We start from the raw sequence: 19,793 nt of genomic DNA, 5'->3' as shown, positions 1-19,793 counted from the left end.
TTTTATAAAAAACATAATACTTTTTATTCCGTTTTCCTACACCAAAAAGGCTATACTTAAAATGGAAGACCTTTATATACTAACAAATCTCCACCTACTGTCCTTATATAAAATTCTACCTTTGACTTTGACACTTTATTTACCTTTTTAAAGGAAAAAGAAAGAAAACGCAAGAAAAATAGATGAATTTAACAAAACTTTTTAGGAGGACACCATGAAAGTCGATATTATTGGAGATATCCACGGTTGTTGGGATGAATTTTACGAACTGACAAAAATGCTCGGTTACGATTGGCAAAGCGGATATCCGATTCATCCTTTTGGGAGAAAATTAGCATTTGTAGGCGATTTAACGGATCGTGGCCCCCACTCATTAAAAGTGGTAAAAACGGTGTACAAGCTTTGGAAAAACAACCTCGCCTTCTATGCTCCTGGAAATCATTGCAACAAGCTTTATCGGTATTTTTTAGGAAGGAATGTCCAAATTACACATGGGTTAGAAACGACCGTCGCTGAATTTACCGCCCTACCGCCTGAAAAACAAAAGGAAATCAAAAAAAAATATATGGAGCTGTACGAACAATCTCCCCTTTATCATGTACTAGATGATCATAAACTGGTCATCGCTCACGCAGGAATAAAAGAAAAAGATATCGGTCGAACAAATAAGCGAATACAAACGTTTGTCTTATACGGTGATATTACAGGGGAAACGCATCCTGATGGAACGCCCATCCGGAGAGATTGGGCTCAATCGTATCATGGAAAGGCACTTATTGTGTATGGTCATACACCCGTGAAAGAACCTCGATGGGTGAATCGAACGGTCAACATTGATACAGGCTGTGTATTTGGTGGGAAACTCACCGCTTTACGTTATCCTGAGTTAGAAACCGTAAGCGTCCTTTCTTCTATGCCGTATGTTCCATAAAAATTTAAACCAATCGGATAACAAAAAAGGACGAACCGTTCATTTGGCTCGTCCTTATTCACATTCCTTCCACGCTGTAAGCATGTCTTCCGGAATGGGAGCGCGAAACGAAAGAATGTCTTCTTTTAACGGGTGATAAAAAGACAACTCACTACAATGGAGTGCTTGTCGATGAATATATTTCCGAGAACCTCCGTATAATTCATCTCCTAGCAATGGGTGTCCAAGATAAGACATGTGTACCCGAATTTGGTGCGTTCTCCCTGTTTCTAACCGAAGTTGAACATGAGAGGCGGTTCTTTTTTCCGCAATGACTTCGTAATGTGTGCATGCATATTGCCCATCTTCTCGTACTTCTCGTTCAATGATACTGGTGTCTTTTCTTCCAATCGGTGCTTCAATCGTTCCTTTTTTCGTTTTCAACGTTCCTTCGACAAATGCTTGATAAGTCCGTTTTACGTTTCCTTTTTGCTGCAATTGACTGAATAAATGATGAACATATCGATGTTTTGCCACTAACACTAACCCCGACGTATCCCGGTCAAGTCGCGTCACGACATGGACCGTTGCTTCGTATCCTATTTTTTCATAGTAACCTATAATTGCATTAGCTAAACTCCCTGAAGGATGCTCCCGGGAAGGGATGGTATTCATGTGCGGAGGCTTATTGATTACCAGCACATCCCGATCTTCATAACAAATTTGGAGGGGAATGTCCTCCCCCTTGACCGTCGTTTGCTCATGGGGAAAGGTCACCGTTAATTGATCCCCTTCTTGCAATCGGTAGCGAACATTTTGTTCGATACCGTTGACTGTAATCTTTCCACCTTTAAATTTAATGGCAGTTAGAGTGGTTTTGGAAATATGGTGTTGTAGTAAAAAATCCCGTATCAATTGATTTTGTTCATTCTTACGTATGACCCACGATAAAGTAAAAGGACTCATTGACAACGACCTTTCATGTTATTATTCATCCGCTATGAAGGAATCGTGCACTCGTTTCCAAAAAGGGAACGGTCGAAATCTGGCAAACCGGATTTTTTCATCAGCGACCCGAAACTGAATTGATTTCACATCTTTATGTAATAACGTCAAATGGTCAATCGTAATGAGAAAATCCGGACCATAGACCGGTTTTAACATACACGTATGATGGGCAGGTAATATAAGCGGTGAACCTATTGTACGGAACACTTTATTATTAATGGAAGCCATTTCAGCAATTTGAATGGCTTGTAATGATGGGTGTATAATCGCTCCCCCGAGCGCTTTATTGTAGGCCGTACTTCCTGATGGGGTAGATATACACAGTCCGTCTCCGCGGAATCGCTCAAAGTGTTGCCCACGAATTTCTACGTCCATCACTAGGGTTCCTTCGACACTTTTGACTGTCGACTCGTTTAATGCTAAATACCGCGATTCTTTCCCCCCATGTTGGTATCTAATGATCACTTCTAGTAACGGATATTCAATGATTTGATACGGGGTTTTCGCAATCGCAATGACTAGTTTTTCGATTTCTTCAGGCACCCAATCTGCATAAAAGCCTAAATGGCCGGTATGCACCCCAACGAAAGCAGTTTTATCTAAGCGGGAGCTATACCGGTGAAACGCATATAAAAGTGTTCCGTCTCCACCTACAGAAATCACAATATCTGGTTGATCTTCATCATAAATTAAATCAAAATCTTGGAGATACGTTCGCATTTTATGCATCAACGTATTCGATTTAGAGTCTCCTTTGGATGTGATGGAAAATCTCATCGTACGCCACCCTTTTCATTAGATTGCTAGAAGATTAATCGTTACTTTTTAATTTGTCTTGTTCATTTTTTTCTTTTTTCTTTGTAAAAAATGCTTGTGCCTCTTGAATTTCTTCCCGAATTTGCGACATTTCTTCGTCCAATAGGAATGCGGCTTCCGCAGCTCGTTGCAATCTCGTTTTAATTTCTTCTGGGAATTGACCTTTATATTTATAATTTAACGAATGTTCTATCGTCGCCCAGAAATTCATTGCTAGCGTACGAATTTGAATTTCCGCCAAAATTTTTTTCTCCCCATAAATCGTCTGCACAGGATATTCAATGACGACATGATACGAACGATATCCGCTCGGCTTTTTATGAGAAATGTAATCGCGCTCTTCCACTATACGGAAATCATTTCGCATTCGAAGCAATTCTACAACTTTTTTAATATCATCAACAAATTGACACATCATTCGTAGCCCAGCAATATCTTGCATTTCCGTTTCTAATTTATCTAACGGAATTCCTTTTTGATTCGCTTTATCTAAAATACTCGCAATCGGTTTGACTCTTCCAGTCACAAACTCGATCGGCGAATGGACGTTATTTAATTCGAATTGGGCACGCATTCCTTTTAACTTTACTTTTAATTCTTCAACCGCTTGTTTATACGGTGCCAAAAATAAATCCCAATGTTTCACCGATGACCACCTCAACAAATCCCCTATTTTCCAAGAAAAATATGTTCTACTTTTTCGACCATTTTTTCCCCATAGTTGCCGTTTCCTTCGATATTGGCCACTAAGTACTGTAATTCTTCAACCGCATTTTCAAGCACGATTTCTTCGTGATTACTTACGATTTTGACTTGAAGCTGTTGTTCCATCGCTTCTTTGAGCTGAGACCAAATCGTTTCGTGTAAATAAATATATGTATACTCATTTTGCTCCTTTACTAAATAAACGAACGCTAATTCGTCCGAATCAACAATCATTTGTCCAGAAGGCACCATATCATTCAATGAGACCGGTTCTGTTGGTTGTAATGTTAATGTTGAGTTTTCAATGGTTGCTGTTTGAATATGTACCTTTTTTCTCATGAAAATACCCCTTCCACTTTCATATCCTTATTTATTTTAACATACTCCCCCTTTATTCTTCTAAATATTGATGTTTTCTTTTTCAAAATAGATAATAAAGCTAGAAGAATAGAGAAAGGACGAATCGCGTTGACGAAAGAAGTAGAAATCGAATTTAAAAATATGCTAACAAAAGTGGAGTTTGATCGACTCGTTGATTTTTTTCAAGTTCCTCCCTCTGCTTTTATCACTCAGCATAATCATTATTTTGACACCCCTTCATTTGCCTTGAAAGAAAAAGGGGCTGCTTTACGTATTCGCGAAAAAAACGGAGCATTTGAATGGACGTTAAAACAGCCGCATCCAAATGGACTTTTAGAAACTAATGAACCGCTGACAAAAGATGCAGCTGAAGCAATGCTTACTGAAGGAAAATTTATGGCTGGAGAAGTTGCGCATGAATTAGAAAAAATGAACATATCCTTATCTACGATCAAGTATTTTGGAACGTTAAGTACAGATCGAGCGGAGCTTACATATAAAAACGGGCTACTTGTCCTAGACCATAGCTACTATTTATCGAAGGAAGATTTTGAGATAGAATACGAAGTGACAGATCCTGTAAGCGGAAAACAAGCTTTTGACAAATTACTGCAACAATTGGCGATTCCTACTCGTCCAACGAAAAACAAAGTAAGACGATTCTACGAGGAGAAATATCGTCAGCTTCAAGCTGACCGAACCGAGGAAAGGAAGTAGACGATGAATATTCAACAGCTTCAAGCTCTTCTACAAATTCAAGCGATACGTAGCTTTCGGTCCGCTCCAATCGAAAACAGTTATGCAACGGACAGCTTTGCTTCCGTCTTTGCAGAATGGCTAAAAAATGATGAACCAACCACTTCGGCAATGACAAAAAGGAAGAGACCGCTTCCTGTCATGCCGACTAATAATTGGATCATTTTACATAAAAATGTCGAAACGCTGATTCAAAAAGCTGCCCAAACGTATAATGTACCTAAAAAATTAATAAAGGCCATTATTCAACATGAATCGAATTTTAATCCAATGGCCGTAAGCCGTGCGGGGGCATCTGGATACATGCAGCTCATGCCGTCTACCGCTAAAGCGCTCGGAGTAACCAACATCTTTGATCCTGAACAAAATATAATGGCTGGTACAAAATACTTACGTCAGCTATTAGACCAATTTAATGGAGATATAGATTTAGCATTAGCGGCATACAACGCTGGTCCTGGAAATGTGAAAAAACATGGAGGAATTCCTCCATTTAAAGAAACGATCGCATATGTGCAAAAAGTAAAAGAAGCATTTTTAGCCTAGAGATGAAACGTCAATTTAAGCGTGTCTTAAATTGACGTTTTTCTTTTTCATGTTGTCTCAGTATAATGGGAGTTGCCCCTCAATTAAGCATTATGTTTGAGATATAAAATGGGCATTGCTAAAATAGGACATACAAAATTGACTAAAAGGAGTTTTTTAAATGGTCGAGAAAATAGACACGCCGTATCAGTTAATCGGTGAACAAAAACTCTCGATGCTCGTTGATGCCTTCTATCGTCGAGTCAAAGCTCATCCGGACTTATCGCCTATTTTCCCGGACGACTTAACGAATACAGCCCAAAAACAAAAATTGTTTTTAACCCAATTTTTAGGTGGACCGCCGATTTATTCTGAGCGATATGGTCATCCGATGCTTCGGGCGCGCCATTTACCTTTCCCAATTACGCCAAAACGTGCGAATGCCTGGCTAGCTTGCATGAATGAGGCGTTAGACGAAGTGGAAATTTCGGGTCCATTAAAGGAGTATTTAATGCAACGGTTTACATTAACCGCTCATCATATGGTGAATCAACCTGAACATGAAGGTGAGTCACATTGAGCCATTTGACTTTTTGTACAAATTCTGATAACAAGCCAATCGAGATTTATTTCTTTATAGATCCTCTTTGCCCGGAATGTTGGGCATTGGAACCATACATTAAAAAACTCCATATTGAATATGGACAATACTTTCGCCTAAAACACGTGTTGAGCGGAAATTTAGCAAGGTTGAACATAACAGCTCGCAAGCATCATGAAAATATCGCTGAAATTTGGGAACGAACGGCTAGCCGCTCCGGAATGTCCTGTGATGGAAGCTTATGGTTGGAAAATCCAATTGAGTCACCGTTTATTGCGTCCATTGCAATTAAGGCAGCAGAGCTGCAAGGACGTAAGTATGGATTGAAATTTCAACGTATTCTTCAAGAATATGTCTTTTTAGGTAAGCAAAACATTTCTGATATCAATATTTTAGTGGAAGTGGCAACAAAAGCTGGTCTGGATGTTACGGAATTTAAAAAGGACCTTCATTCAGAAAGTGCAGCCAAAGCCTTTCAATGTGACTTAAAAATCACCTCGGAAATGGAAGTAGACGAAATTCCAACACTCGTCTTTTTTAATGAAAACATTGAGGATGAGGGTTTAAAAATTTCAGGCATTTATCCGTATGATATATACGTCACGATATTAGAGGAAATGTTAGGGAAAAAGCTAGAACCACTACCAAAACCACCGTTGGAAATGTTTTTACAACACTTTAAACTTGTTGCAACAAAAGAAATTTCAGTCGTCTACGATCTTTCCATGGCAGAGGCCGAACGAGAAATGAAAAAATGGGTCCTTCAGAATAAAGTCGAACGAATACCTGCGAAGTACGGCACATTTTGGCGTTATAATGGGGACAAACAAAACGAGTACTAGTATTCGAAAAAAATGATATGAAAATAATAAATAGAAACACCCTAGCCATTAAGGCTAGGGTGTTTCTTTCTACGAACAAAGGGGATGGGAGAAATTTTTCACGGTCAAACAAAGGGGTATATGTTTGCTTGTGATCAACCTCACGAATAAAATATAACATATCTCGACAAATTTTTGCAACACTTTGTTTTTTATTTCACAATATTGTCATATTTTTATTTTCGACACATATATTAATACTCCTAACATCCTAATGGAGGACCGTTTTCATGAAAAAAATCATGCTTAGTTTCATGATCTTATTGATCGTTTTTTCATTTGGATTACACATCCTCGGCTTATTAAATTTAATTCCTATTTATCTCACTTCACCACTATTGCTTCTTTCATTTTTACTATTTTTCTATTATTTAAATGAGCGGAAACGGTTTAGAGGATTTCGTTAAAAAAGGAGAACACTTATACCTTCGTGTTCTCCTTTTTCACGTTAGTATCATTTCATTTAAGATAACAAGCTTTCTAATTCATTTAGCCGTTGCTCAAATACTTGACATGCTTCCTCAATCGGTTGGGACGTTGTCATGTCCACCCCAGCTTTTTTCAACACTTCGATTGGATAATCAGAGCATCCAGCCTTTAAGAAATCAATATATCGGGTAACAGCTGGCTCACCTTCTTCTAAAATTTGTTTGCTAAGAGCGGTTGCGGCACTAAAACCTGTCGCGTATTGATAAACGTAGAAATTGTAATAGAAGTGTGGAATACGGGCCCACTCCAAGCCAATTTCTTCGTCAACGACCATATCAGGACCGAAATATTTTTTATTTAATTCGTAATATTCTTTTGTCAGTAACTCGGCGGTTAACGCCTCTCCACGTTGCGCTTTCTCATGAATCAATTGTTCGAATTCGGCAAACATTGTTTGACGGAAGACGGTTGCTCGGAAATCGTCTAAATAATGGTTTAATAAGTATAAGCGGTGCTTTTCATTCGTTACAGTCTTTAATAAATAATCATTTAATAAGTTTTCGTTACAAGTAGAGGCAACTTCAGCGACAAAAATCGAATAATGTCCGTACGTGTACGGTTGATACTTTCTCGTTAAATAGCTATGGACACTATGTCCAAATTCGTGAACTAACGTAAATAGATTATTCATATCGTCCTGCCAGTTCATTAAAATATACGGATTCGTTCCATACGTTCCGGATGAATACGCCCCACTGCGTTTCCCGACGTTTTCAACTACATCGACCCAGCGATTTTCTAATCCTTCTTTTACGATATTTATATATTCTTCGCCTAATGGGGCAAGTCCCTTCAACAGATACTCTTTTGCTTCTTCATATGTAACTTTCATTTTCGATTCTTTCACAAGCGGTGTATACACATCGTACATATGAAGTTCATCGACACCAAGCACTTTTTTGCGTAATGAGATGTACCGGTGTAATAACGGAAGATGCTTATTAATGGTTTCGACTAAATTGTCATATACTTTTTCCGGAATGTTATTTTCTGAAAGAGCAGCTTGACGTGCGGACTCATAATTGCGCACTTTCGCATAAAAATTATCTTTTTTCACTGCCCCGCTTAGCGTGCTAGCAAACGTATTTTTAAACTTGCCGTACGTGTCATACATTGCTTTAAACGCATCTTGACGAACCCGTCGATCCTCGCTTTGCATAAACTGAATAAATCGTCCGTGGGAAAGTTGAACTTCTTCTCCGTTTTCATCCTTAATAGTCGGAAATTGCAAATCTGCGTTATTGAGCATACCAAACGTTTGACTTGATGCATTGAGTGCTTGGGATGCTTCTGCAAGCATTTCTTCTTGCTCAGCAGATAATACATGTGGCCGCTTGCGTGTAATTTCTTCTAATGCATGCTCGTATAGCTTCAAATCTTCATTTTGGGCAATAAATTGTTTTAAGCGTTCTTCCGGGATCGATAAAATTTCAGGAACCATAAACGATAACGCACTGGAAAGTTGGCTATATAAATATTTCGCACGGTCATCTAAACCTTGATAGAATGTATTCGTTGTATCTTGATCGTAACGCATATGGGCATACACGTACAATTTCCCTGTTCTTTCAGAAATCTTATCTTGATATTGAAGAGCTTCGAGTAGCCGCTCCGCACTTTCGATTAGAGTTCCTTTAAATTGTTCTGCTTTTTGAATTTCGTTAGCCACACTCTGATATTCTTTTTCCCATTCCTCGTCGCTTGCAAAAATATCTTCTAGTCTCCATGTTAAATCTTCAGGGACTTCATGTCGCTTTGGTAATTGTTTTACTTTGGTTTCGTTTGCCATAGACACCCTCCATTGGAAAATTATTCTGTCTTTAAACAATTCTTGATATTTTCACAAAATCCTTTCATCTTTTACTATTATTTCGTTCCAATCTACTAATGTCAAAAAGGATGCGTGATGCGTTTGGACAAGCGATGAGCAATATCTTTTTCTAGTTTCTCCAATTCCAAAAGGGTATACGGTATTTTTGGTTTGTCAATGATTCGATAGACCTCTTTCGTCTCCCTTTTTAAAACATGTAAATGAGTGAGCACATTGAAATAGGAAACAACTGCTTTGTTCAATGAGTACGAAACAAGCGGCATGGAACGTTGATGTAACCATTTTCTCTTTAAACACATTTGCAGTACCTTTGTACCCTCTTGAACGGAACATACTTCTCCTTTTTTTCTTTGATGTATGAGGGAAAAATAAAGATATCCTTGCCAATCGAGCACAGATGGCGTAAACATCAAATTTTCACGTAAAGGAAGTCCAACGACGAGAGGTAATGTCCATACGGTCGTTTGCTTTTTAGATAAAAATTGTAAGAAGGAATCGGTTCGGTGTGGATAACGAATACGTTCTTGCAGCATGTAACGCCTTTCTTGAAACCAGTGATCATATAATGCGGATAGAGACGGAAGACTTGAAGGCGGTTGAATAGGAAAGGTCGCCCTTGTAAGGGGAACCGTCATCTTTTTTGTAAACACTTTGTGAGAGGTAATAGAAAGTAAATGGGTATAAAAAATAAAGGATTGCGTGTCTGGGGAAAACGTACATAACCAAAATCCTGCGTACTCATCGTATTGGACAAACAGGGACTGAAATCGATTCAAACGAACCATTTCGGGAAAACGTGCGATTTCTGTTAAAGGATGCCCATAAATCCAAACCGGGCAAATGCCTAGTTGGTTATATTGATTCGTACGAGTGATAAAAATAGAAATAGGAATGGTCGCACATTGATATTCAATAGCATACGAAGAATGGGAGGAAATGAAAAGATCGGGGCGTTGTCTTGTCTGTCCAATGGCCTTCTCTAAATAGACATGATCGTTTTGGGATTGAAGCCATTGATAAAGAAGCCATTTTCCTTGCAAATGCTGGTCAGTTTCTCCTTCACTCCAACAATCACACCTTTTTCTTACGTGAGCAAAATGAGGACTTTTCACTTGACCTATTTTTAACATAACTGGCTCGTGGCACCCTGGACAATAAAAGGAATACTTCTTTCTTAAGCGGAATAACTTGTCTCGTTTCATCCCAGGATGAACGGTAATACTTGTACCATCATTCGTCTTAGCAGTAATCAATCAATCGCCTCCTTTAATCTAAAAAAAGGGAATCCCCTCTTTATTATAAAAGAGGGGACAGCAAACGGGAAGTTGATTCGACAATTCGATGAAAAAGCGATCGTTTTTTAAACTGTTCGTAATCAATTTCATCAGCATTTTGTAAGTCATTTAAAAAGTCGTTCACTAATGTTTGCGTACTATTGGTACGATATAAAAAGGCATTTACCTCAAAATTTAAATGGAAGCTTCGCATATCCATATTAGATGTACCAATCGATGCTAATTCTTCATCAACAATCATAATTTTACTATGCAAAAATCCTTTATTATATTCGTATATTTTTACACCGGCTTCAAGCATTTCCGGAAAATACGACCTCGATGCGTAAAATACAATTCGTTTATCAGGACGCTTCGGGACTAACAACCGGACGTCAATCCCGCTTAACGCCGCAATTTTTAACGCAGAAAAAATATCTTCATCTGGAATAAAGTATGGAGAAGCAATCCAAACGGACTTTTCTGCTGATGTGATCATAGAAAAGAAAATATTTTTCAAAACACTCCATTCGTTATCCGGCCCTCCTGCAATTAACTGAACTCCCCCACTGTCTTGAACAGGGACTGGATTAGGAGACAAATAACCTGGTGAAAAGAAGCTATCGTTCGTCATGTAATACCAATCTTGTAAAAAGATGAGCTGCAGGGTGCGAACGGCTTCCCCCTTCACCATTAAATGCGTATCTCGCCAAAAGCCAAAATGTTCATTTAACCCTAAATACTCGTCACCGATATTCAAGCCACCGACAAAACCAATATTGCCGTCAATAACAATAATTTTACGGTGATTGCGGAAATTAAACTTATTATTTAAAAATGGTAACTTAACAGGACCAAACGGTACCATTTCGACACCAGCATCCCGTAATTCTTGAATATAAGCAGAAGAAAGTTTCCACGAACCGACGGCGTCATATAAAAAACGAACGGTCACTCCCGAACGAGCTTTTCTAATCAAAATGTCTTTAATTTTGGTTCCAATGCCATCGTGGCGAACAATATAATATTCTAAATGGATGTGATGTCTCGCTTTTTCTAGCTCTTGTAAAATGTGATCAAACGTTTCTTGACCGTTTGTTAAAACTTTCGTTTCCGTTGCAAATGAAATTGGGCTATTTCCTAAACGATGGGCAAGACGGAACAGTTTTTGTTGATGTTTTCCTAATTGATGAATTTTTTCTTCCGCTCGTTCATCGATTCGTTCATATTTACTATACGCTTCTTGGTCTAAAATGTATTTTTTTCGAAAAATCCGTTCTTTCCGATAGTTGCGCCCAAACAAAAGGTAAAAAATAAAGCCAACTAGCGGAAAGCTCCCTAACACCACCAGCCAAGTTAATGTTTGGGCGGGATGACGATTTTCTAAGAAAATTAAAAAACTAATAAACAAAACGGAAAAAGAAATAAACAAACTAAAATATTTTAGTAATTCAGATGGAAATTGATTTTGAAAAATCAAATAAATGCCGATTAATAATAATAAGAAGATGATCACCCGTACCGTGTTTCTCATATAAACACCTGCCCAACCAAAATCAACATGTCTTCCTTTTAGAAATATACCTTATTTTCATAAAAATTGGGAGAAAAACGTAAGTAGTATGTACAAAGAAAAAAGGTTGTCACATGCCAAGACAACCTTTTATGAAGAGAAATAGTTATTTAATTGTTCGAATACATTTTCAGAAATAATCACTTTCCCGTATTCTTCTAAACGATGAACAGTTACTAGTGATTCTTGTCCGTATTCGAGTAAAATACTTAAAATGTCGTCAATTTCATCTTCTTCGAACGTACCCTCTGGAAACTCGACTTGAAGAAAGTATTTATTTTCAAACGAGAATAGCTTCGTTTTTAATTGCTCAAGACGGGGGCGTTTTGCTAAAGCTAACACGTGCTCAAAATCTTGAAACATTAACGTAAAATCTAACGTTTCATCATCTGTTTCAGATTTGATATGGAAATGTTCATCCAAAAACTGCTCAATGCGCTCGTCAACAGGAAAGTCTCGCAGTTTATCTTCAGGAATCGGAAGTTCAAATCGCTGACCATCTTTCGAAATTTGTGCTTTGGTCACTACCACTTCTAGTCCTTTTTCCAACGCTTGCACTTGAATCCATAGTGGACCTTCAAACGTAAAATCTTCTTCTTGATGAATTTCATCCATCATTTCCCAAAATAGTTCTTCGCTCCGTTCCCGATTATACCAAATCTCTTCACGGTCAAAGCCGCGCTCTTCTATATCAACGTATGAAATGTAAAACTTAACGGTGTTTTCGTTAATGCGTTCGATTTCCATTGTACACCTCTCCCTTCCGTTAGAAAGTAATGAAGGGATTGAACACCCCAATTAAGAACGGAAACTGTGAGACTTGAGCACTATTGATGTTGGTAATTCTATTTTATGATAAAAATTAATGAAATGGAAACAAAATATCTTCCCATTTCTAAAATCAACTTCTGCCTATCACTAGTATTGTCACATCATTTTAACGAAAAATAAGTGCGAATTCAAGCCAGAAATTTATAAATATTACGTATATTTTCTTCTGAAGTTCGTGGATGTATGCTTTTAATGTAAAAAAAGAGCTGACACTTTAACTGTCAGCTCAAACGGGACTTAGTTTACCATTTTTTGTGCTTCGAGTAACTGGAACGTACGTACTTTTCTTGGTAAGAAACGACGAATTTCATCTTCATTATATCCCACTTGTAAACGCTTTTCATCCATAATAATCGGACGGCGCAATAAACCTGGATTATTTTGAATTAATTCAAATAAGTCTTGTAGTGGAAGTGTATCTAAATCGATGTTTAGCTTTTGAAACGCCTTGGAACGTGTGGAAATAATTTCGTCCGTTCCATCCTCCGTCATACGTAAAATTTCCTTAATTTCATCGATCGTTAATGGCTCAGAAAAAATGTTACGTTCTTTGTAAGGAATTCCATGTTCTTCAAGCCATGCTTTTGCTTTACGACATGATGTGCAACTTGGTGTTGTGTACAATGTTACCATCATGCATCACTCTCCTTAAAAAGAAAATATATGTGAATCGACTGAACGAAGATGTCAAAATCATTTTTTATTTATAATTACTATAAATAAAAAATCTATATAGTTTATTATATACTATTTAGCGAACTAAAGATATAGTTTTAATAAAAATTTCACATTTCCTTTTATGCAATTCCACCCTACAACAAACACATTTTTCATTCTATTAAGTTATACGAAATATAATGCAAAAAGGTTTCATTTTTTATTTAAATTTCCTCTAAAATATCCTTTTGGCGGTTTTCCTCAAATGTCAATACTTCTTCTACAGGTTGGTATGATTCTCCATATAAGTCCTCATCTTTATAGGTATGAATCATTTCGTACGTTTTTTTCATCGCTTCATAAACAAGCTCTTCCGGTTCATTATTCGGTGCCCAATATAAAATTTCCATTTCGTTAATTTTGTTTGTTGCAAGCGATCGACGACGATATCCAATACTGGACGCGTGCTCAAAACCTTCACGTTTATAAAAACGTAACCGTTTTTCGGTATCGGAATCTTCATAGTCTAAAGGCTCAACTTCTAAGATAATCGGTTTTCCTTTCTTTTTTAATTTTTCAATCAATTGGTGTCCTAATCCTTGACCACGAGCATTTTTAGAAACAAATAAATAATCAATAAAAATAAAATCATCTAATTCTGCATACATCAAAACATGATTTGGCCCTTCGTCTTTATGATAAATTTCGCCTCTTTCCTTTAGTAAAGTTTCCATATGTTCCCTCGACTTCATTTCTTCAATCGGGAAATATTGACTTAATTTTTCATACCAATGCATACACTCAACTCCCTTTTCTTCCATTTGATTATTATTTTTCCCTCGCTAGCATTACATTCTGTACAACCTTCATACAAATAAAATGAACAAGAAAAATGGAGGGGGTATTACGTGGGCATCGTCATTGAATTACTTTTATTAACGATTTTTATTGTAGGGATTACAGCTTTTTTAGGTGTAATAACGAACTCTTTAGGAGAATGGTTGTTCAGCCGTTCTTCATCAAGAGAGTTCATCGTGCAAACAAAAAGAACGCAACAAAATTGGAACAAAATTCATCGCATACGTAAATGACATTCATGTTATACCCGTTTTTTTCGGAAATAAACAACAAATCTCCCATTCAAGGGAGATTTGTTGCATTTAAGGCGTATAATCGACTCCTGGTGTATAATGGTTACCTGCATTCCAAATTAAAAACTCTTGTATACCATGATCATGTAACGCACGTATTTGGGCTTCCACTTCTTCTTTTCCATACACTTGATAATTACCTTTCCCTAACCAAGAGGCGGTAAAATCTTGAATCCATGGACGCGAGATTGGCGGGGATTCGAGTTGACTTAATTTTTCATTCTCTACTTTTGCATACTCGCTTACTAGTCGATATGGCTCTAAGTCAGGTTTACTAATGCCAAAATACGAAGTCCAATGACTTGGATAAATCATCGAAGAAATCACATCAACATGTTCTGATATTTTGGAGAAATTTTGTCCAATGCCAGGCGCTTCTGGTAGAGTAGCCGTATATCCGAAAATATCGACGGAAACCTTTACACCATAAGGTTCTAGCTGTTTTTTTGCATAGGCCACAAAATCGGTGACCGCTTTTACTCGTTTTTGAACATTATCTAGCTCGATTTGTTCATAGTCACCCATACTGTATGTCAAAATTTTATCACGTTTTTCAAATCCTTCTGGGAACCGTACGTAATCAAATTGAATTTCTTGAAATCCCATTTTTGCTGCTTCTATAGCAATTTGTACGTTATAATTCCAAACATCTTTGACGAATGGATTTACAAACGACTCCCCACGCCCATTTTTCCATACTTGATTTTGATTGACAAAGGACCACTCCGGCTTTTTACGTGATAATACCGAATCTTTAAAGACGACGATACGGGCGATCGGATAAATTTGTTTTTCTTCTAACGTTTTTAATAATGCTTTTGGATCTTTTATATAATTTTGTCCAATGTCATAAAAAGGAGAATTCTCACTTGGAACATATGTTAAATTGCCCCAATCGTCTTTAATATCAATTACCATGGTATTTAAATCACTTGATTCAATAAGCTGAATGAGTTCTTGAAAACGGTTGCCCCCGGCTGAATGTCCCGTTACATAAATTCCTCGGACGGCATCTGGATATTGAAACGTCAATCCCGAATCATACACAAACCGTTTTAAAGGTTGTTCCCATTGTTTCGTCAACGGGCCATGTTTTCTTTCAGTGTGGATGAGGTACGTTTGTGTCCCGAAAACAGGTGTAGAAAGGGACAGAATAAGCACGATGACGAGAAAAAAGGTTAATCGTTTGATGGTAACCACCTATGAATCTCCTCTCAGACGTATATTTTGTCAGTATTTACTATTATTCTATCAGTAATTACAGAAGAGAAAAATGAAGTTATTAAATTTTGTCGAATTTCCGAGGAAATTGCTTACAACCGTTCACCTCCTTTTAATAAATGTATTCACTCATTGTTCATACCTTACCTATTTCTAAAAAGAAAAGTCATTGTAGCAAAATGATACATTTGAAAAAAAGAATAAAGCGATCCCCATATGAGGGAGATCGCTATTATTGACCGTATTTACGTTTATACATTTCAAATTCTGATTCTGAACAGTAGACGAAGTGACCTGGTTTCACTTCACGCATTTTTACTTCTTCGCCTTCTTTGTAGTTATGAATGCTTGGATCATAAATTTTCCGTTTACGGGAGCGCTCATATTCTGGATCTGGTAACGGTATGGCTGATAACAATGCTTGAGTATATGGATGAATTGGATTGTTGTACAGCTCATCACTTGGTGCTAACTCTACTAATTTACCAAAATACATTACCCCAATACGGTCACTAATGTATTTAACCATCGATAAATCGTGAGCAATGAATAAATAGGTTAACCCTTTTTCTTTTTGGAGTTTTTTCATTAAGTTAACGACTTGGGCCTGGATGGATACGTCAAGGGCAGATATTGGCTCGTCCGCAATAATGAATTCAGGTTCAACCGCTAATGCGCGGGCAATTCCGATCCGTTGCCGTTGACCGCCAGAGAATTCGTGTGGGTAACGGTTGGCGTGCTCACGGTTCAAACCAACTGTTTCTAACAGTTGATAAACTTTTTCCATCCGTTCTTCTTTCGATTTAGCTAGCCCATGAATATCAATACCCTCGGCAATAATATCAGCCACCTTCATCCGTGGGTTTAACGATGCGTAAGGGTCTTGGAAAATCATCTGCATCTTACGGTTAAATTCTTTCAATTCCGCACGAGATTTTTTACCATGTACGTTTTTTCCTTTGAATAGAACTTCTCCATCTGTCGCATCATACAGACGAATAATCGTACGCCCAGTCGTTGATTTTCCACAACCGGACTCACCAACCAGTCCTAATGTTTCTCCTTTATAAATATCAAAGGAAATGTCGTCAACCGCCCGTACTTCGTTTGGTTTTCCCACGTTAAAATATTGCTTTAAATTTTTAATTTCGAGTAACTTTTCTCTTTGCTCCATCAGTTATTTCCCCTCCTTTTTGGGAGATGTGCTGTTTGCTTTAAACTGTTGCATCCGCTTCTTCACCGCTTCTGGCGGTTCCACTTTTGGTGCATCTGGATGTAGTAACCATGTGGCTGCATAATGAGTATCCGACACTTTGAACATTGGCGGCTGTTTTTCTAAATCAATTTTTAACGCATATTCATTTCGCGGAGCAAACGCATCCCCTTTCGGAGGGTCAAGTAAGTCTGGTGGTGAACCTGGAATAGCATATAGTTCATCATCTTTTGTATCTAAGCTTGGCATGGAGCTAATGAGTCCCCATGTGTAAGGATGTTTCGGATTATAGAAAATTTCATCTACTGTTCCAATTTCAACAATACGTCCTCCGTACATAACAGCTACACGATCAGCAACGTTCGCTACAACCCCTAAGTCGTGGGTGATAAAAATAATGGACGTATCAATTTTCTTTTGTAAGTCTTTCATCAGATCAAGAATTTGCGCTTGAATCGTTACGTCAAGAGCCGTAGTTGGTTCATCGGCAATTAATATTTTTGGATTACAAGCTAGCGCAATCGCAATTACAACACGTTGTCTCATACCACCAGAGAATTGGTGTGGATATTGTTTAAACCGAATTTCTGGTTTCGGAATACCGACAAGCTTTAACAATTCAATCGCCCGTTGTTTTGCTTCCGCTTTACTTAATTTTTGGTGTTTTAACAATGGTTCCATAATTTGTTTACCAACTGTCATCGTTGGGTTCAGTGATGTCATTGGGTCTTGGAAAATCATTGAAATGTCTTTTCCGCGAATTTTTTGCATCTCTTTTTCCGATGCTTTTGCTAAATCTTTTCCTTCAAATAAAATTTGTCCGCCTTTAATTTCCGAGTTATGCTCTGGTAACAGACGCATAATCGATTTCGTTGTTACCGATTTACCGGAACCTGATTCCCCTACAATCGCTAACGTTTCACCTTTGTATAAATCAAAGTTAACTCCACGAATGGCCTTTACTTCGCCGGCAAACGTATGGAAAGAAATGTTTAAATCTTTCACTTCTAAAATTTTTTCCACGTCAATCACCTGCCTTTTTAATCGCGCATTTTCGGATCAAACGCATCGCGTAATCCATCTGCTAATAAGTTAAATGCAATCAATAATAAACTGAGGACTAATGCCGGGAAGAACAATGCGTGTGGTAAAAATTGCATTGTCTTGTACCCATCATCAATTAGCGTACCTAAAGATGCTAACGGAGCTTGTAAACCAAGTCCGATGAAGCTTAAAAAGGCTTCAAAGAAAATGGCACTTGGAATCGTAAACATCGTGTTAATGATGATAATACCCGCTAAGTTTGGAATTAGGTGTTTAAAAATAATTTTCGCGTCACTGGCTCCAAGTGTTTTGGACGCTAATACGAACTCTTGATTTTTCAGTTTTAATACTTGTCCCCGTACGACACGAGCCATTCCTATCCAGCCAGTTAAAGCTAAAGCAAATATAATCGAAGTAATTCCCGGCTCTAAAACGAGAATCATTAAAATGACGATGACTAAGTTTGGAATTCCCGCAAGAATTTCAAGAATTCGCTGCATAATATTGTCGACACGACCGCCGTAATATGCCGAAATTCCTCCGTAAGCTACACCGATTAACACGTCAATTAATGTTGCTATAACTGCAATATAAAGGGAAACTTGCGTCCCTTTCCATAAACGGGTAAAAATATCACGACCAAGGCTATCTGTACCAAACCAATAATAATCTTCAATTCCTTTAAGCTCGTACATATTAAACGTTTGGCCGTTACGCTCTGATGTCCCATCTAAAATACCGAAATTCTCTAACACAGGTACACGTGGAGGTAAGTTCGCATGGGCCAAGTTTTGTTCATCAAAGGTGTAATCGTTCATATACGGTCCTACAAAGGCCATAAACGTTAAAAAGATTAACACAACCAAGGCTATAATGGCCCCTTTATTTTTACGAACACGTAACCATGAATCTTGCCAAAAGTTTAAACTTGGTTTCGCAATTTTTTCATTATTTAATTGGTCAATTTGAGCGGGTTCAAATAATTCTTTCGGAATTCTTTCTTCAGTCGCTTTCATTACTTCTTACCTCCCGCTAAACGAATTCGAGGGTCAATGACGCCGTATAAAATATCGACAATTAATATAATAAGGATTAATAAGAACGCGAACAAAAGTGTTGTTCCCATAATAACAGGGAAGTCAAGTACCATAATGGACTTAACGAATTGTTCCCCAAGACCTGGAATTGAGAAAATTTTCTCAATAACAAGTGAACCCGTTAAAAGACCAACAGCTAGTGGTCCTAAAACTGTAATCAATGGAATTAAGGCGTTACGAAATGCGTGTTTAAAGGCAATTTCGAAACCGTTTGCCCCTTTCGCACGTGCTAACAAGATGTAATCTGAGCTTAAAACTTCAATCATCTCTGTACGCATAAAACGTGCCGCAATGGATAACGGAAAGATGGATAACGCAATCGTTGGCATGATCGTGTGTTTAAATTCGCCCCAGAAGGCTACTGGTAACCAACCGGCTTTAACCCCAATCCAATATTGAAGAAGGGCCGCAAATACGAAGGATGGAATCGATTTACCTAGTACCGCTAAAAACGTACTACCATAATCCAGCCATGTATTTTGTTTTATAGCGGCAACTACCCCAAAAATAACACCTAAAATCGTACCTACAATCATCGCTTGGAGACCAAGTAAGGCGGAAGGACCAATTCGATCTGTAAGTAATTCAGTGACACTGCGGTTATCAAATTGGAAGGATGTACCTAGGTCTCCCTTCAATAAGTTCAACATGTAATTGGCATATTGGACAGGAAGAGGATCATTTAATCCATATTTTTCGTTCAAAATTTCGAGTTGGGCCTCAGTCAATTTTTCCTGTGCAGTGAAGGGAGTCCCAGGCATAAATTTCATGAGGAAAAAGGTGGCGGAAGCAATAAGAAAGAGCGTTATGAACATGTATATTAAACGCTGGATAATATACTTCGCCATGT

At 37.8% G+C, this 19,793-nt stretch carries 22 protein-coding genes; 7 read left to right on the top strand and 15 right to left on the bottom strand.

Annotated features, from left to right (window positions below; translation table 11 throughout):
- The first annotated feature begins 214 nt into the window (after positions 1 to 214).
- Positions 215 to 931 (top strand): bis(5'-nucleosyl)-tetraphosphatase PrpE, encoded by a 717-nt coding sequence (gene prpE, locus H0Z31_11755; GenBank protein ID MBO8178118.1) that lies wholly within the window; start codon positions 215 to 217, stop codon positions 929 to 931.
- Between the two features lie 54 nt (positions 932 to 985).
- Here prpE and H0Z31_11750 read toward each other — a convergent pair whose 3' ends face one another.
- The 4 genes from H0Z31_11750 to H0Z31_11735 are packed head-to-tail and all read right to left on the bottom strand — an operon-like array spanning position 986 to position 3,778.
- Complete coding sequence (locus H0Z31_11750) at positions 986 to 1,876, bottom strand: RluA family pseudouridine synthase (protein ID MBO8178117.1); 891 nt, start codon at positions 1,874 to 1,876, stop codon at positions 986 to 988.
- A gap of 21 nt (positions 1,877 to 1,897) precedes the next feature.
- Positions 1,898 to 2,695 (bottom strand): NAD kinase, encoded by a 798-nt coding sequence (locus tag H0Z31_11745; GenBank protein MBO8178116.1) that lies wholly within the window; start codon positions 2,693 to 2,695, stop codon positions 1,898 to 1,900.
- Positions 2,696 to 2,729: 34 nt separating this feature from the next.
- Entirely contained in the window at positions 2,730 to 3,380 is a 651-nt protein-coding gene (locus tag H0Z31_11740; protein MBO8178115.1) for a GTP pyrophosphokinase family protein, read from the bottom strand.
- A gap of 23 nt (positions 3,381 to 3,403) precedes the next feature.
- The gene (locus H0Z31_11735; GenBank protein ID MBO8178114.1) at positions 3,404 to 3,778 is read right to left on the bottom strand and encodes a hypothetical protein; all 375 of its coding nucleotides are present in this window, start codon (positions 3,776 to 3,778) and stop codon (positions 3,404 to 3,406) included.
- Between the two features lie 129 nt (positions 3,779 to 3,907).
- Here H0Z31_11735 and H0Z31_11730 point away from each other — a divergent pair, with 129 nt between their 5' ends.
- The 5 genes from H0Z31_11730 (at position 3,908) to H0Z31_11710 (ending at position 6,969) form a co-directional block, all read left to right on the top strand.
- The gene (locus H0Z31_11730) at positions 3,908 to 4,516 is read left to right on the top strand and encodes a CYTH domain-containing protein (GenBank protein MBO8178113.1); all 609 of its coding nucleotides are present in this window, start codon (positions 3,908 to 3,910) and stop codon (positions 4,514 to 4,516) included.
- Positions 4,517 to 4,519: 3 nt separating this feature from the next.
- Positions 4,520 to 5,101, top strand: a complete 582-nt coding sequence (locus H0Z31_11725) for a lytic transglycosylase domain-containing protein (protein ID MBO8178112.1) — start codon at positions 4,520 to 4,522, stop codon at positions 5,099 to 5,101.
- Between the two features lie 160 nt (positions 5,102 to 5,261).
- Positions 5,262 to 5,660, top strand: a complete 399-nt coding sequence (locus H0Z31_11720; protein MBO8178111.1) for a globin — start codon at positions 5,262 to 5,264, stop codon at positions 5,658 to 5,660.
- Positions 5,657 to 6,523, top strand: a complete 867-nt coding sequence (locus H0Z31_11715; protein MBO8178110.1) for a DsbA family protein — start codon at positions 5,657 to 5,659, stop codon at positions 6,521 to 6,523. The genes H0Z31_11720 and H0Z31_11715 overlap by 4 nt, the downstream gene beginning before the upstream one ends.
- Positions 6,524 to 6,792: 269 nt before the next feature.
- On the top strand, positions 6,793 to 6,969 hold the full coding sequence (locus tag H0Z31_11710) for a hypothetical protein (protein MBO8178109.1): 177 nt from the start codon (positions 6,793 to 6,795) through the stop codon (positions 6,967 to 6,969).
- Between the two features lie 56 nt (positions 6,970 to 7,025).
- On the opposite strand, the gene pepF is transcribed toward H0Z31_11710, so the two are convergent.
- The 6 genes from pepF to H0Z31_11680 all read right to left on the bottom strand — a co-directional run bounded on the left by pepF (position 7,026) and on the right by H0Z31_11680 (position 14,014).
- On the bottom strand, positions 7,026 to 8,840 hold the full coding sequence (gene pepF, locus H0Z31_11705; GenBank protein ID MBO8178108.1) for an oligoendopeptidase F: 1,815 nt from the start codon (positions 8,838 to 8,840) through the stop codon (positions 7,026 to 7,028).
- 101 nt (positions 8,841 to 8,941) lie between these two features.
- Positions 8,942 to 10,135, bottom strand: coding sequence for a hypothetical protein (locus tag H0Z31_11700; protein MBO8178107.1), 1,194 nt, complete (start codon positions 10,133 to 10,135; stop codon positions 8,942 to 8,944).
- A gap of 43 nt (positions 10,136 to 10,178) precedes the next feature.
- Positions 10,179 to 11,690, bottom strand: coding sequence for a cardiolipin synthase (gene cls / locus H0Z31_11695; GenBank protein ID MBO8178106.1), 1,512 nt, complete (start codon positions 11,688 to 11,690; stop codon positions 10,179 to 10,181).
- A gap of 129 nt (positions 11,691 to 11,819) precedes the next feature.
- Entirely contained in the window at positions 11,820 to 12,476 is a 657-nt protein-coding gene (gene mecA, locus H0Z31_11690) for an adaptor protein MecA (protein MBO8178105.1), read from the bottom strand.
- A gap of 321 nt (positions 12,477 to 12,797) precedes the next feature.
- The gene (gene spxA, locus H0Z31_11685) at positions 12,798 to 13,193 is read right to left on the bottom strand and encodes a transcriptional regulator Spx (protein ID MBO8178104.1); all 396 of its coding nucleotides are present in this window, start codon (positions 13,191 to 13,193) and stop codon (positions 12,798 to 12,800) included.
- A gap of 248 nt (positions 13,194 to 13,441) precedes the next feature.
- Positions 13,442 to 14,014 (bottom strand): GNAT family N-acetyltransferase, encoded by a 573-nt coding sequence (locus tag H0Z31_11680; protein MBO8178103.1) that lies wholly within the window; start codon positions 14,012 to 14,014, stop codon positions 13,442 to 13,444.
- Between the two features lie 111 nt (positions 14,015 to 14,125).
- On the opposite strand from H0Z31_11680, the gene H0Z31_11675 reads away from it, so the two are divergent.
- A complete protein-coding gene (locus H0Z31_11675) occupies positions 14,126 to 14,308 on the top strand; it encodes a hypothetical protein (protein MBO8178102.1) in 183 nt (60 codons plus the stop codon).
- A gap of 69 nt (positions 14,309 to 14,377) precedes the next feature.
- On the opposite strand, the gene H0Z31_11670 is transcribed toward H0Z31_11675, so the two are convergent.
- The 5 genes from H0Z31_11670 to H0Z31_11650 all read right to left on the bottom strand — a co-directional run bounded on the left by H0Z31_11670 (position 14,378) and on the right by H0Z31_11650 (position 19,791).
- Positions 14,378 to 15,559: a putative glycoside hydrolase gene (locus tag H0Z31_11670; protein MBO8178101.1), complete on the bottom strand. Its 1,182-nt coding sequence runs from the start codon at positions 15,557 to 15,559 to the stop codon at positions 14,378 to 14,380.
- Positions 15,560 to 15,821: 262 nt separating this feature from the next.
- Positions 15,822 to 16,763: an ATP-binding cassette domain-containing protein gene (locus tag H0Z31_11665; protein MBO8178100.1), complete on the bottom strand. Its 942-nt coding sequence runs from the start codon at positions 16,761 to 16,763 to the stop codon at positions 15,822 to 15,824.
- Between the two features lie 3 nt (positions 16,764 to 16,766).
- On the bottom strand, positions 16,767 to 17,825 hold the full coding sequence (locus H0Z31_11660; protein ID MBO8178099.1) for an ABC transporter ATP-binding protein: 1,059 nt from the start codon (positions 17,823 to 17,825) through the stop codon (positions 16,767 to 16,769).
- 17 nt (positions 17,826 to 17,842) lie between these two features.
- Entirely contained in the window at positions 17,843 to 18,862 is a 1,020-nt protein-coding gene (locus H0Z31_11655; GenBank protein ID MBO8178098.1) for an ABC transporter permease, read from the bottom strand.
- On the bottom strand, positions 18,862 to 19,791 hold the full coding sequence (locus H0Z31_11650; GenBank protein ID MBO8178097.1) for an ABC transporter permease: 930 nt from the start codon (positions 19,789 to 19,791) through the stop codon (positions 18,862 to 18,864). The genes H0Z31_11655 and H0Z31_11650 overlap by 1 nt, the downstream gene beginning before the upstream one ends.
- Positions 19,792 to 19,793 lie beyond the last annotated feature (2 nt).

The organism is Bacillus sp. (in: firmicutes) (assembly GCA_017656295.1).
Classification (GTDB): Bacteria; Bacillota; Bacilli; order Bacillales; family JACDOC01; genus JACDOC01.
This window is presented reverse-complemented; position numbering and strand designations above follow the sequence as displayed.